General features: G+C 58.1%; 16 protein-coding genes and 1 tRNA gene. 6 read left to right on the top strand and 11 right to left on the bottom strand.

Annotation, left to right across the window (positions count from 1 at the left end):
- Positions 1-114: 114 nt before the first annotated feature.
- Both AC57B1_RS02075 and AC57B1_RS02070 read left to right on the top strand, forming a co-directional pair.
- Positions 115-744: an AAA family ATPase gene (locus tag AC57B1_RS02075; RefSeq protein ID WP_496416424.1), complete on the top strand. Its 630-nt coding sequence runs from the start codon at positions 115-117 to the stop codon at positions 742-744.
- 252 nt (positions 745-996) lie between these two features.
- Positions 997-1272, top strand: coding sequence for a hypothetical protein (locus tag AC57B1_RS02070; protein WP_496416423.1), 276 nt, complete (start codon positions 997-999; stop codon positions 1270-1272).
- A 627-nt stretch (positions 1273-1899) separates the two neighbouring features.
- Here the strand turns inward: AC57B1_RS02070 and AC57B1_RS02065 are convergent.
- The 3 genes from AC57B1_RS02065 to AC57B1_RS02055 are packed head-to-tail and all read right to left on the bottom strand — an operon-like array spanning position 1900 to position 3836.
- A complete protein-coding gene (locus AC57B1_RS02065) occupies positions 1900-2229 on the bottom strand; it encodes a hypothetical protein (protein WP_496416422.1) in 330 nt (109 codons plus the stop codon).
- Positions 2230-2238: 9 nt separating this feature from the next.
- The gene (locus AC57B1_RS02060; protein ID WP_496416421.1) at positions 2239-2922 is read right to left on the bottom strand and encodes a nucleotidyltransferase domain-containing protein; all 684 of its coding nucleotides are present in this window, start codon (positions 2920-2922) and stop codon (positions 2239-2241) included.
- Entirely contained in the window at positions 2919-3836 is a 918-nt protein-coding gene (locus tag AC57B1_RS02055; RefSeq protein WP_496416420.1) for a pentapeptide repeat-containing protein, read from the bottom strand. Before AC57B1_RS02055 ends, AC57B1_RS02060 begins: the two co-directional genes overlap by 4 nt.
- Positions 3837-4098: 262 nt before the next feature.
- Between AC57B1_RS02055 and AC57B1_RS02050 the strand changes: the two genes are divergently transcribed.
- The 3 genes from AC57B1_RS02050 to AC57B1_RS02040 all read left to right on the top strand — a co-directional run bounded on the left by AC57B1_RS02050 (position 4099) and on the right by AC57B1_RS02040 (position 5331).
- On the top strand, positions 4099-4479 hold the full coding sequence (locus tag AC57B1_RS02050) for a DUF1413 domain-containing protein (RefSeq protein ID WP_179735909.1): 381 nt from the start codon (positions 4099-4101) through the stop codon (positions 4477-4479).
- 29 nt (positions 4480-4508) lie between these two features.
- Complete coding sequence (locus AC57B1_RS02045) at positions 4509-4826, top strand: hypothetical protein (protein WP_496416419.1); 318 nt, start codon at positions 4509-4511, stop codon at positions 4824-4826.
- A gap of 247 nt (positions 4827-5073) precedes the next feature.
- Complete coding sequence (locus tag AC57B1_RS02040) at positions 5074-5331, top strand: YfhL family 4Fe-4S dicluster ferredoxin (RefSeq protein ID WP_091796810.1); 258 nt, start codon at positions 5074-5076, stop codon at positions 5329-5331.
- Positions 5332-5412: 81 nt separating this feature from the next.
- Here the strand turns inward: AC57B1_RS02040 and hisC are convergent, their stop codons facing one another.
- The 8 genes from hisC to AC57B1_RS02000 form a co-directional block, all read right to left on the bottom strand.
- Positions 5413-6492, bottom strand: a complete 1080-nt coding sequence (hisC, locus tag AC57B1_RS02035; RefSeq protein ID WP_496416418.1) for a histidinol-phosphate transaminase — start codon at positions 6490-6492, stop codon at positions 5413-5415.
- Between the two features lie 117 nt (positions 6493-6609).
- A complete protein-coding gene (pth, locus tag AC57B1_RS02030) occupies positions 6610-7212 on the bottom strand; it encodes an aminoacyl-tRNA hydrolase (RefSeq protein ID WP_496416417.1) in 603 nt (200 codons plus the stop codon).
- Between the two features lie 149 nt (positions 7213-7361).
- A complete protein-coding gene (locus AC57B1_RS02025; protein ID WP_091796807.1) occupies positions 7362-7985 on the bottom strand; it encodes a 50S ribosomal protein L25/general stress protein Ctc in 624 nt (207 codons plus the stop codon).
- 164 nt (positions 7986-8149) lie between these two features.
- Positions 8150-9106, bottom strand: coding sequence for a ribose-phosphate pyrophosphokinase (locus AC57B1_RS02020; RefSeq protein WP_006048037.1), 957 nt, complete (start codon positions 9104-9106; stop codon positions 8150-8152).
- 46 nt (positions 9107-9152) lie between these two features.
- Positions 9153-9229, bottom strand: a tRNA-Gln gene (locus AC57B1_RS02015).
- Between the two features lie 52 nt (positions 9230-9281).
- Positions 9282-10163 carry a 4-(cytidine 5'-diphospho)-2-C-methyl-D-erythritol kinase gene (gene ispE / locus AC57B1_RS02010; RefSeq protein ID WP_496416416.1) on the bottom strand — a complete coding sequence of 294 codons (882 nt, stop codon included), beginning with the start codon at positions 10161-10163 and terminating at the stop codon, positions 9282-9284.
- Positions 10164-10265: 102 nt separating this feature from the next.
- Positions 10266-10898, bottom strand: a complete 633-nt coding sequence (gene lolB / locus AC57B1_RS02005) for a lipoprotein insertase outer membrane protein LolB (protein WP_496416415.1) — start codon at positions 10896-10898, stop codon at positions 10266-10268.
- A complete protein-coding gene (locus AC57B1_RS02000) occupies positions 10898-12727 on the bottom strand; it encodes a tetratricopeptide repeat protein (RefSeq protein ID WP_496416414.1) in 1830 nt (609 codons plus the stop codon). Before AC57B1_RS02000 ends, lolB begins: the two co-directional genes overlap by 1 nt.
- Positions 12728-12814: 87 nt before the next feature.
- Between AC57B1_RS02000 and mutM the strand changes: the two genes are divergently transcribed.
- The gene (gene mutM, locus AC57B1_RS01995) at positions 12815-13645 is read left to right on the top strand and encodes a bifunctional DNA-formamidopyrimidine glycosylase/DNA-(apurinic or apyrimidinic site) lyase (protein ID WP_408302433.1); all 831 of its coding nucleotides are present in this window, start codon (positions 12815-12817) and stop codon (positions 13643-13645) included.
- Positions 13646-13647: the final 2 nt, after the last annotated feature.

The raw sequence follows: 13647 nt of genomic DNA, 5'->3' as shown, positions 1-13647 counted from the left end.
AAGCAAATGCACAGGGCGAAAGCTGGTGCGACATGGCGCAGGTTGTCGCAACCGGTTCGAAATCTTGCGCAAATCTAAATTTAATCGAGATTTTTTTAAACAAGGAAAAATACCATGGCAGCACCGCAAAATGTTAAGCAAATCGCATTTCCCAATGTCACAGCATCGAGCTTGATTTTGGGAATTGCAAACGGCACGATTCCGTTTCCCGGAACGAGCGGAGTTAACGGCATCATTCTTCACGGCGATACGGGGAATGGTAAAACTGCTTGTGCAAAGTTGTTGCCGCAAGCAATCCAAAATGCGATTAATCCCGTTAAGATCAATGCCAGGTATGAGGATTGTACGCCGCCGAATAATGGGATCGATCTCCTGGAACAGATTAAGACTCAGATCGGGATGCAGATTCTAAATGGGGCGTACCACTACATCGTTCTTGACGAATTTGACAATCTGACGGCGGCTGCCATGAAACAGCTTAAGTCGGTTATGAATTATGGGCAGGATCACGCGGTGTTTATCTTGACGACGAATCACCTTAACAAGATTTCTGCGCCGATTCAGCAGCGCTGCAAGATTGTTAACTACAACCCGTCTTGTCCGACCGTTTGGATTCCGGTGGTTAGTCAAGAAATTCAGGTGCTTGGGAAAAGGCCGGTATCAAACGTTGACATTCTGAACAAGTTGATTCTTCCGGAAAACAATCTTCGTCGTGCTCTTGATCGCGTAAGTCAGTTGCCGTAACGCGGATATATTAGGCAGTACATCATCCTGATAAGGATGATTTCCGCAAAAAACTTGGGATTTCACCATGAAAACCCAGCAAAAAGCAGTAAGCCGGAAAATTAATTGAGCCGTTTGACGTATTCAGGTTCGCTGAGCCGAAATATCTCAGACTGTTCGATTCCTTCCGGGGCAGTAACTCTCAACGCTCGAATGGTTCGAGCAGGGATTAACTCATGCTTTATAAGGGACATCAGATATGAATAACATAACGTGGATGGAAACGCAGCTCAGGGGAAATACGCTTTTAAAGTAGTCTTGCGGGAGCGTGAGGCCATTCAGGTTGATGCCGACGTGTACAGTGACCTGCGAGACTGTGGGTCGAGAGCTATCCGCAGCCTGGAAATGGCGCGTTTGCAGGAGCGTCGAGACGTGCGAGATCGCTTTGGGATGGTGTATGCGCATCACATCGCTTCTGAAGCGTATGAGGTTTCCGTTACCTTCGCTGTTAATGCCGAGGCGGTGGCGTTCAAGCTGAAGTTCTGCTGACAAATTGGGGAGCCATGCTCCCCAATTTGTCAGCTACACGTAAGGCAAGCTGCCAGACGTTTTGGCACGTTGGCCGACTTGAGATGTACCCCGGCGTCGAAATCCTTCGGCAAGACGCCTGAGCTGCGTCGTCGCTGCCAAGAGACGCAGGTACGCGACAGGACGTGTATTACGGCCATTCGATGCGCGGCACTTACAGGTACGCGGTAACGCTTCACTTCAAAACCGATGGCGAAGCAGTAGCGTTCAAGTTGTTTGTAAGCTGGCGTAGCCCCTGTAACGGAGTAGCCTGCGACGTAGATTTGTGCGTCTTATTGGAATCTGCGCGGCTCAGTTTTTTGTGTCGCGCAGTCAAAGCTACAGTGCAGCAGTGGATGGCGCCTAGCTCGCATGGAACACAGGTCGCAAATCCTTGCGATAAACCGGCTGAAGTAATATCGAATTTGGCACGTTCTGTAGGGGTACACTTGCTCCGCTACGAAGCCGTGCAGACAAAAGCTTGGCGGCTCTGCTGGCAACCCCCGCGCGCATTTTGCGTGAGACATGCAGTGGTCGATTTAATTGACTCACGTGTGGCTAGGACCGCGCCATGATAGGGCGAGACAACGCACGCGCACAAGAGTCGGCTCAGTTACGTCCGTGCACGATTGGCGGGACACGCAGTTCGTCGATAACTTTTTGCAGCGCAATTCTGGCGCGCTCAAGGGTCATGGCGTCGCGCAGGTAACCGTCCTCAAAGACCTCACGGCTCTTGTCAGATTCGAGGCGACAGCGGACCGATATTTCCTGCAAGCACAAGGGAAGCGAGTCGTCTCTTGTTAGTCCGACTTTGGATGCCCAGAAGGCTATTGCCGATTCGGAGAGACCAAGCAATGGTGTCGGCCATGCGCGTGCACGATTAACTTCTAGCAAAACGCTGCGTTCGAAGCGCACTTTTTCTTTAAATGACAGTTTCATTGCATCATCCTATGTCCATTCAGCAACAGATCGAATCCAGCCTAGCGCCCGTTCCCCAAGGTCTATAGCCTGTCTCCGATCGAGGTCGGGCGCGGCGGTACCGCGGGTGACCGAATGTCGAGCGGTAATCAATAGCATATATTCTTCGTCGCTCAGAGGAAACGGGATGCTAGGGATGACTACCCGCATGGGAGATTGAGGACCGAAAATCGGCGCGTTACCTACTCGCGTCGATGCTATGAGGGCTGCGTTCCGACAGCAGACGTACAAGATGCCGCTCTCGTAGATGACCGTTGACTCTGGATCTCGCAGCGAAATGGCGGCCTCAGTCGCGATTTCCGCCAGTTCCACTATGTCTTTTCTTGCCTCGACATAGCATGCCGGTCTGCCGAGCGATTCGACGAAACTTCCGGAGGCATCAGACCACACCGGCTTCGATTCGAGGTACAGGTGCCAAGCGAAAAGGTGGCCGGTTTCGAACATTTTGCGTAGCCGCCGCTCGCCGTAGAGTGAGATATCCTTTTTCTCCGCCCGAGGCATGCCGGAAAACTGAGCTTCCGCCCACGATTGATCGCCCGCCCTCGAGCTATCGACAACGTACAGAACATCTAGGTCACTGTCCGCTCCGTCATCGCCACGAGCGCGAGAACCGAAGATGCGAATTTCTCGGACATAGGCTGTCTGTAAGCTCATCTATGCGAAAGAAAGCGAAAAATCATGTTCGTGAAAAGGCCCAATGAAACGTACCGAAATGTTGCGATCGCAACAGCGAGCCCATCTGGTACTTGTTCGTTGAATTTGACAGGTGCGTCGAGAAAGATATAAGTCGTCACGAGAATACCGCGCCACGCCAGATGGAGGTTTTGACCTAGCGACTGCGCCAAGTCGACACCTGAGCCAAGGACGAAAACAAGCAACCCGAGCACAACCACGACGACAAGCATTGAGCGAATAAAGCGCCACGGATGTTCACCGTGGCCCCAGAACCACCAGTCGCAGGTTAACCAAACAGATCGCAGAAGATGCGCTACCCGTTCCAACGTTGTGTATTTGTCAACGTACCACTGAGTTTTGCCTATCGCCGCTTCCACATGGAACTGCCGTTCCGCCCTTAATTCTTCGCGAATGACCAACCGCGCAGCGCGAACATCGCCGAGACTCTCGGCATTTACGCGGGCTGCAGCCATAAAATCCCGTCGCAAGTTTGGACGGGCGGGCGCGCTCGCGATAAGCTCCTTCGCTTCCAAGTGAGTCTCGAAAAATTGCGCATAGTCGAACTTGCACTGGGAAAACACCGCGCCGCGAAAGTTGGACCGGCTACATTTGACGGCCCTGAAATCGCAATCCTCGAATGTAGCGTCTCGGAAATAGGCGTCTTCAAATTCGCAAAAGGAAAAATCGCAGTTTTTGAAGTGGACTTTTCCGGCTGACACGTGTTTGAACTTGACGTGCTGGTATTTCCCGTCGGTAACTGTTCCAGAGAACTTCACGCCTTCCGCCCGTCGGATCGGAAAATCGGAATATTGCGCGGGAGGCTCAATCCCGTCGTTGGGTCGCTGATCGTTCATGGGCTGGCGTTGATGCAATTGGACGGAGACGGCTTGCATGGTGCCCCGCTAGTTTAACGTACAGAGTGCCGTCGTACGGCTACTGTGAACTTGGCGCGTCGGACCGCGCCTAGTAGTGAGGCTCGCAACGGTGCCGGCGTCCGCTCGCTCAACAACGCATTTCTTCTCGTGGCTCGTGTCGGTCGAGACGACAAGTCGTCCCCGCTATTTTTCTCATCAACAAATGAGATCGTTCCTTTACATCCAAAGGCACTTGTCGTATGATTTTCTCATTGTTACTCATCAATAGAGGAGATCTGTGATGAAAGCTTGTATTGAGGTCGATGACGCGCTGCTGGCAAAGGCGCTAAATGAGTGTGTCGAGCGCAAGGTAGATTTTGAGGCGTTTGTTGAGGAGGCAATTCGTGCCGCGTTGGACGAGCCCGACGAGAACGACGCAAAGGATGTGGATATCACTGGGATTGTCGCTAGAGCGGTTGACCATGCAAGTTCCTTGCCACCGGATACCACCTTTCATACCGATGACGTGTGCCTACCGGATGATTGGAAGGCGTTGAACGCTGGCGAACGCAAAATCTTCGGCAAAGCGTTTCGCAAGGCCGTTGAGGGTAGCTTGCCGCAGGTCGCAATCCATGTGGGTCGAACGAGCGGCAACAAGGCAATCTACAAGCGCGTGCAGTAAGGGAACAGCCACCGGCCGAAGGGGAAGACATGCAAACCTCAAGAAACGAGCAGAAGAAGTCCGAAGTCCTCGCGTATCTCAACGAGTTGGTGTTCAATCCGATTCTCGACTCGGATCATGCGTCTCCCAAGCTCAAGGCCGGCATCCGCATGACCTTGGCGCGAATGAGCAGTCGCGACCCGGCCGGTATCGTTCACTTTTTCTGGGCAGCAGTGACAGGAACTGAGAGGAGTGTTTCCTTTGCGCGTCAGATGCGGGAAGAGGGCTTCACTCGATTTGAAGAGATAATTGAGCCTTTCCGCGACCGGTTCAATGACGAGTGGCTGGGTGCTCCCTCGATTAGTTGATCACGCTGATTTTCGGGCCCATCGAAATCGCGTCGCTCGGGCACTCCGGCTCGCATACGTCGCAATTGTGTCTAAACGTCTTGCTGGTCATCGCTCGGCATGCTATCTGGACTTTGCGCGGCACAATTTGCAACACCTATGCAACTCAGCCGCAACACGCAAACGTGATTTTGGGCAGTCATGCGCGACCGTCGATAGGCTGAAAAAGCTATAATGTATTGTTTTTTCTAGCAAAGTTGGTGGCAGTATGGCCTTGATGATTACCGACGAGTGCATCAATTGCGACGTATGCGAGCCTGAGTGCCCGAACGACGCGATTTCGATGGGCCCGGAAATCTATGTGATCGACCCGAAGAAGTGTACTGAGTGCGTCGGGCATTTCGACGAGCCGCAGTGTATTCAGGTGTGCCCGGTCGAGTGTATTCCGCGCGATCCGGAGCATCTGGAAACGCCCGATGCGCTGATGGCGAAATACCACGCGCTACAGGCTGCAAAAAGCGAGTGAGGTACGGAGTTTTAAAAAAAGCGGCGAGACCTTTTGGACTCGCCGTTTTTTTATACCGTGCTTTTTAAGCTGTACGCCGCGCTATCCGACGTATGTACCGAAGATGTCGCGCAACGCGCCCAGCAGAACGTCACATTCGGCGTCGGTGCCGACTGAGAGCCGCAAGTGTTGGTCGATTCGCTGCGCTTTGAAATGGCGCACGAAAATCTCCTTTTCCCTCAACTGTGACGCGAGCGTCGCAGCATCGTAGCCTTCGTGGCGCGCGAACAGAAGATTCGCCGCCGACGGCACCACCTCGAAGCCCAGCGCCGTCAACCCGGCGGCCAGCCGTTCACGGCTCGCGATGACCTTGGCGCACGTGTCGCGAAACCAGGCGTCGTCTTCGTATGCTGCAGTGGCGGCGACCTGTGCGAGGCGGTCTAACGGATAGGAGTTGAAACTATCCTTCACGCGATTCAGCGCGTCGATCAATTCCGGGCTGCCGAACGCAAAGCCAACGCGCATGCCGGCCAGCGAGCGCGACTTCGACACGGTCTGAACGACCAGCAGATTCGGATAGCGATCGATCAGGCCGACGGCCGATTGGGCGCCGAAATCCACATACGCCTCGTCGATTACCACCACGGAATCCGGATTGCCCGCGACGAGCCGCTCGATATCGGCGAGCGGCAGCGGCCGGCCGGTCGGCGCGTTCGGGTTCGGGAACAGAATGCCGCCATTCGGCGAGGCGTAATCGTCGACGTTGATTGCGAAGCTATCGTCGAGCGGGATGGTCTGGTAGTCGACTTCGAAAAGCCGCGCGTAGGTCGGATAGAAGCTATAAGTGATGTCCGGAAACAGCAAAGGTTTGTCGTGCTTGAGCAGTGCCTGGAAGGTGAGGGCGAGCACTTCGTCCGAGCCGTTACCTGCAAAGACCTGGTCGGCGCGGATGCCGTGGTAGGCGGCGACCGTTTCGCGGAGTCTTCGCGCAGTTGGATCGGGATAACGGCGCAACGATTCTGCCGAGTCGCCGAGTTCCTGCCGGATGGCCTCGAGTACGCGGGGCGACGGCGGATAGGGATTTTCGTTGGTATTCAGCTTCACCGGATGCGCAACCACGGGCTGCTCGCCGGGCACGTACGGCGTCAGATGATGAACGATGTCACTCCAATAGCGGCTCAAGCGATTCTCCCTCATACAAAGCGGCCGACCGGCGTTGGCGCAAAGCACCGGCTCGGGTCCTGCGCAGGATAGTTGCGGTCGACGACGATACGGCGATCCAGGTTCCAGCAGCGGAGTCTATGGGTTGCGATGCAGCTGCATCATCGCGCGTTCAAGCTCGCCCTTGATGACTTGCGGCATCACGGCCAGCGCACGCTCGATCGATGCATCGATCACATCCTGCTCTTCCCGCCGCGGCGGCTTCAACACGTAGTTGGCGACATCCGGCTTGGCGCCGGCGCGCGCGCTTTCCGGGATAAGATCCCGCGGATGCCCGATGCCGATCCGCAGCCGCCAGTATTGCTGTGACGACAGATGCGCGGTGATGTCCTTGAGCCCGTTGTGGCCGCCGCTGCCGCCGCCGAGCTTCAGCTTGACGCTGCCGGGCAGCATGTCGAGTTCGTCGTGCGCGACCAGAATCTCGTCCGGGAGAATCTTGAAGAACTGAGCAACCGCCACGACCGATTGTCCCGAGCGGTTCATATACGTCTGCGGTTCCAGCAGATGCACTTCCTCGCCGTGAAGCCGTGCCTTGGCGTAGAAACCGTGAAAACGCCGCTCGTCGCGCAGCGTCGTGCCTGCTTCGCGCGCCAGTTGATCGACCAGCCAGAAGCCGGCGTTGTGGCGCGTCGCAGTGTATTCGGCGCCCGGATTGCCGAGGCCGACGATCAGCTTGATCATGATTGCGTAGGTCCGTCTGGCCCGGAAGGCGAACGCAGCCGAGCCGAAAAAAACCGAAAAAAAACCCGCCGGGGCGAACCTCGGCGGGTCACATCGACCGTTTCATTGAAACGGATCGAGAGGATTACTTGCTCAGTGCCTCGTGGCCCTTAAGCAGCCGGCGTTTCGCCTTCACCTTCAGCAGCAGCGGCATCGCCTTCAGCGATTGCGCCAGCCGGGATCGTTGCAGCTGCGACCACCGGGTTTTCTGCTTCGACGTGAGCAACCAGCGACACACCTGCCGGCAGCTTGATGTCCTTGGCGTGAACCGAGTGACCTGCTTCGATCGTCGCCAGATCAACTTCGAGGAATTCCGGCAGTGCCGAAGGCAGGCACTCGATTTCGATTTCGTTGATGACGTGCGAGATCACCGCGCTCGACAGCTTCACTGCCGGGTTCGATTCCTGGTTCATGAAGTGCAGCGGCACCTTGGTGTGCAGCTTCTTCTTGGCGTCGACACGTTGGAAGTCCACGTGCAGCACGAGCTGACGGAACGGGTGGTATTGCACGTCGCGCAGCAGAACCTGTTGCGACTTGCCTGCCACTTCCAGATCGAGGATTGACGAGTGGAAAACTTCTTTCTTCAGCGCGTGCCACAGCGCGTTGTGGTCCAGTTCGACCAATTGCGTTTCAGCACCAGCGCCATATACGATGCCCGGGGTCTTGCCCGAGATACGCAGGCGGCGGCTCGCACCCGTACCTTGCAAAGAACGCTCGAAAGCGACTACTTTCATTTTGAATCTCCAATGCACTGCCCGCGACCAGGCAGTAAAAACGGGGCCTGCAAGCCATTACGGCTGAGGCCCCAGAGCTGCGGCACGAACCTTCGTTCGTTCATGCCGATTGCGCGAAAGCGCAGTGTGCCGCCATGAGCGACGCGCTGCACCTTCGCAAATACTTAACTTTCAGCGAACAGCGACATGACCGAATCGCCGCGGCGAATCCGCGAGAACGTTTCGGCCAGCAGGCCGGCGCTGGTCAACGAACGGATCTTGGCGCACGAACGGGCTTCTTCGCCGAGCGGGATCGTATCCGTGACAACGAGTTCGTCGAGTGCGGAAGCAGCGATACGCTCGCCTGCGCCGCCTGACAGAACCGGGTGAGTCGCGTAAGCGAACACCTGTTTTGCGCCGCGCTCCTTCAAAACCTGAGCTGCCTTGCAGAGCGTACCGGCGGTATCGACCATGTCGTCCATGATCACGCAGGTGCGGCCTTCGACTTCACCGATGATGTTCATCACTTCGGCAACGTTCGCCTTCGGGCGGCGTTTGTCGATGATCGCGAGATCGCAATTCAGTTGCTTGGCCAATGCCCGGGCACGCACCACGCCGCCGACGTCCGGCGAAACGACCAGCAGGTTCTCGTAGTTCTGCTTGCGCAGATCGCCGAGCAGCACGGGCGTAGCGTAGATGTTGTCGACCGGAATGTCGAAGAAGCCTTGAATCTGGTCAGCGTGCAGATCCATCGTAATGATCCGCTCTACGCCGGCGATTTCCAGCATGTTCGCCACGATCTTCGCCGAGATGGCGACGCGCGCGGAACGCGGGCGGCGATCTTGACGGGCATAACCGAAGTAGGGGATGGCTGCGGTGATCCGGCCTGCGGATGCGCGCTTGAGCGCATCGACCATGATCATCAGTTCCATCAGATTGTCGTTCGCCGGTGCGCACGTGGACTGCAGGACGAAGACATCCTTGCCACGCACGTTTTCCTGAATCTCGACCTGGATTTCACCGTCCGAGAAACGGCTAACCATTGCTTTGCCGAGGGGAATACCGAGAATTTTGACGACTTCCTGTGCAAGCGCGGGATTTGCGTTGCCAGTAAAAACCATCAGGCCGTCATGGCTGCTCATCGTGCACCTACTTCAGGCTGGGGGCGAGGGGAAATGCGAGAAATTTTGGCAGGGGAGAAAGGATTCGAACCTTTGCATGCCGGAATCAAAATCCGGTGCCTTAACCAGCTTGGCGACTCCCCTACACTAACTCTGAGCTCCGCCGAACGTGGAGTTTCGTTCGGCGATGCAAAACTTATGACGCGAAAGTAAAGAGTGGATGCTGATCGAGACTTGCCGCCACTGCGCTGTTCCATTCGCCTGGCAGTTTGGTTTGCACCGCTTCTGCTTCAGCTTTACTACGGAACGCTGCAAAGACACTTGCACCTGATCCAGACATCCGCGCTGGCGCGATGTTTTCAAACCATCGCAGCACTTGCGCTACTTCCGCGTACTTCCCTACGACAACCTGCTGCATGTCATTCCGGCCAAAGCTTTCTGGCCATTCAGTGTTGCAGCTAAGTTCTGCAGGAAAGTCCGTAATTGTGAGGGGTTTTGAATCTCTTGTCAACGCTTTTTCAGAAAAAATCGCTGCAGTCGGAACATGAACCCTCGGCGTCACTACTAGGAAATGGCGCGGCGGCAATTGTACAACGTCTAATGCTTCTCCGACACCCTGTGCGAACGCATTTTTTCCAAAAACAAAAAATGGCACATCGGCGCCGAGTTTCAACGCCAGCGCCTGCAATTCGAGACGCGGCAGGTTGAGCTTCCACAGACGGTTCAGCGCGAGCAACGTCGTCGCCGCGTCGGAGCTGCCGCCGCCGAGGCCGGCGCCCATTGGCAGGCGCTTCTCGATTTCGATATCGACGCCTTCAGGCGAACCTGTATGCGTTTTGAGCAGCGTAGCGGCGCGCACGGTCAGGTCGTGCTCCGGCGGCACCTCGGCGATCTCGGTGCTGCGTGTGATGAGTCCGTCGTCGCGTCGCTTGAAGTGCAGGGTGTCGCCCCAGTCGAGCAACTGGAAGACCGTTTGCAGCGTGTGATAGCCATCCGGCCGGCGGCCGGTGATGTGCAGGAAGAGGTTGAGTTTCGCTGGCGCGAGGCAATCGCGCAGCGAATCGGTCGTTTCAATCATGAGTTGAGGCTACATGCGCCAGATGACGCAGAAGAAGCGGCAAGGTCGCGCGCGCAACGGTGCGTGAGGCGGTGCGTGAGGCGGTGCGTGAAGCGGCGCGGGTTACTGATCCAGAACGAGTTTGATGTCGAGAGGCGGCTGCGAGCGGCTCAGGTTGACGCGCTTCACACCGGTGGCCGGTGCTTCGGCGTACGCCAGGTAGTCGATCGTCCAGCCGTCCTGAGTAATCTCTTTTAGCCGCGAAGGTTGATCAGGGTCCTTCTCGGTCCTGGCGCGCGAAGTGGGCGCGGGCGACGGTTGCAGCCAATAGCGCAGCCCTTCGACCGGCAACGCGAAGCCGAGCGCATTCTGCATCAGCGTGGAGACGTTATCCGCTGTGAGCGGCTGGCGATTGGGCAATTCCAGCGTGGCCGAAGCCGGCGACGACGTCACCACCGCCAGCGTCTGGCCGAGCGGATTGCGCAACTCCAGGGTCACTGTGTCACCGGTTTCCTGCCAGCTGAAATTGCCGTAGGCATTGCGCTGCTGGCCGTTCTGATCGTCGTACTGGACCGCGAAGCGGCCTTGGTAAGCACGGCTCGTCTGCGCGGTCACAGAGGTCGCCGCATTCGACGTGGACGGCCCCTGCGGTTTCACAGAGGCACAGCCGGACAATGCGACAACCGCTGCCGCTGCGAGTCCGAGCGCCGCGCCACGCGGCGCCCGGGGAAGGGAAATCAGACGGGAAAGACGCATCAAAGATCGTTCACCTGAAGACGTTGGAGCGTTTTGACCAGCGTGTCGTTGTCCGGTTCGAGCTTGCGCGCGTCGCGGAAAGCGGCGCGTGCCTGATCCTGATTGCCGGTTTTCCACAACACTTCGCCAAGGTGCGCGCCGATTTCGGCATTCGGCTGCAGGTCGTAGGCTTTACGCAGCAGCTTGATCGCGTCCGACGTATCGCCCATCCGGTATTTGACCCAGCCGACGCTGTCCATGATGAACGCGTCGTTCGGCGCCAGCGAGGATGCCTTCTCGACCAGCTTGTCCGCTTCGGCGAGGCGCTGATTGCGATCAGCCAGCGAGTACCCGAGCGCGTTATACGCTTGCGGATTGTCCGGCTGCGTCTGGATCAGCTTGCGCAACTGCGCTTCCATGATGTCGTAATGTCCGGTCTTTTCGGCGGACATCGCGTAGTCGTAGGTCAGATCAGGGTCGTCGGGAAACTGCGCCGTGGCTTGCTGCAGGCGTGTTTCCGCCTCCGGATAGCGCTTTGCGTCGAACAGGATCGCCGCGTCCGTGCGTAAGATCAGTGCCTGGTCGCGCGGATCGGGCGCCTGCAGGTTGGCTAGCAACTTGCGCGCGTCGTCGGTCTTGCCCTGCTTGGCGAGCAATTGCGCGCGCGTGATCTGCGCCGGCACGAATTGCTGGCTCGACGGCGAAATCTTGTTCAGCCAGTCGCCCGCTGCCGCATCGTTCTTCTGTTCGAGCGACAGTTGCGCAAGATAGATGTACGCCTGGCCCGGATCGGCGCCCGGCGTTTTCTCGGCCTGCTGTGCGTACTGCGTGAGGTACGTTTGCGCCTCGTTGAAATTCTTTTGCTGGATCTTGATCAGCGCGAGCGCCATGAGCGGCGTGAGGTCGTTCGCGTTGTTCTTGTGCATGATCTCGAACTGCTTCTGCGCGTCGTCCAGACGGTCACTCGCCAGATACATCTGGGCGAGCGCGAGACGCGCGTCATGCGATTTCGGGTTTTGCTGCACGTACTTTTCGAGCGAGGCGATGCCTTCCTTGCGCTCTTCCGGGCCCATTTGCGACAGCATCAGCGCGGCCGGCAAATAGTCGGGCTTGAGCGCAAGCGCCTGCTCGAGCGACTTGCGCGCGCCCGGCGCGTCGTCCGAAACGAGCTGCTGGCGGGCGATGGCCAGTTGCGCTTCCGGCCGGTTCATGTCGTTCTTGAGCAGATCCTGCAGCACGTGCAGGCCGCCGATCCGGTTCGGCCCGCGCGAGAGCAGCAGTTGCAACGCCAGAATTGCGCTGCCGCGATTGGCGGCGGGCACCCTGGCGAGTTCGCGGGCGAGGATCTGCTCCGCGTCGTCAGGCTTGCCGGACAGCACGAGCAGCGACGCGTCCAGTTGCGCTGCGCGTTCCGAGTTCGGCGCATACTGCTGCCACAATTGCGCGGCGGCCAACGCATCCGACGGGCTTTGCGCGGCCAGCGCGATTTCGGTGGCGCGTTGCGCCATGCGCGGATCGTGCGTGTCGCGCGCGAGCGCGAGGTAGGTCTGATAGGCGGGCGCCGGCTGGTCGCGCTGCAGCGCGACTTCGGCGGCGAGCACCTGGAATACGATCTGGCTCGTCAATGGCACACCAGGCAGGGACTTCTGGTCTTCCGCCGATGCCGGGCCAAGCGGGTCCGGCAGGGTGACCGAGGTGTCATCCGAGTCCTGCGCGTGCGCGGGCACGGCAGCCAGCGCCCAGACGGCAAGCGCCGCCGCGCCGAGCATCCGGCGAGCGGACACGGCGTGCGGTACGCGGAGTGCGCTAGCCGGGCGCTTCAAAAACAGCTTCACGAAGGACAAGTTCATGGAAATCCGTTCAATGTTTCGGACGATTGTAACGCGCTCGCTACAATACGCGCACAACCACTCACGCAAGTTGCAGACCAGTTAGACATGCCAGAGTTGCCAGAAGTTGAGGTTACCCGACGGGGAATCGAACCGTATGTGTCCGGGCGCAAGGTTGAACGCGTTGATGTTCGTACGCCCGCGCTGCGCTGGCCGATTCCGGCCGATCTTGCGAAAACGTTGCGCGGCCACGTGGTGCGCAAGGTCGAGCGGCGCGGCAAGTACCTGTTGTTCGAGATCGACGCGGGCTGGTTCATTGTGCATCTTGGCATGACTGGGACACTGCGGGTGCTGCGCCATGTACCGCATCCGCCGGCCGCGGCGAAACACGATCACATCGACTGGATCTTCGACGAGTTCATTTTGCGCTATCGCGACCCGCGGCGCTTCGGCGCGGTGCTGTGGCATCCGCGCGAAGCCGGCGACGTGCTCGAACATCCGCTGCTTGCGGGCCTCGGCGTCGAGCCGTTTTCGCCCGCGTTCTCCGGCGCGCTGATGCACCGGCTCACGCGCGGGCGCAAAGTGTCGGTGAAACAGGCGCTGCTGGCCGGGGAAATCGTCGTGGGCGTGGGCAATATCTATGCGTCGGAGAGCCTGTTTCGCGCCGGCATCAGGCCGACCACGGCGGCGGGGCGCGTCTCGCTCGTACGATACGATCTGCTCGCGGACGCCGTGCGCGTGACGCTCGCCGCCGCGATCGAGAAGGGCGGCAGCACGCTGCGTGATTTCGTCGGCAGCAATGGCGAAAGCGGTTACTTTCAGCTCGACTATTTCGTCTATGATCGCGCGGGGCTGCCGTGCCGCGTGTGTGGAACGCCGATCAAACAGATCGTACAGGGGCAGCGTTCAACGTATTTCTGCCCCACCTGCCAGCGCTAACT

It is taken from the genome of Paraburkholderia sp. BGA-UO-ETr-F21, assembly GCF_059567925.1.
The sequence above is the reverse complement of the archived record's forward strand: the minus strand, read 5'-3'. Positions and strand labels throughout refer to the sequence as shown.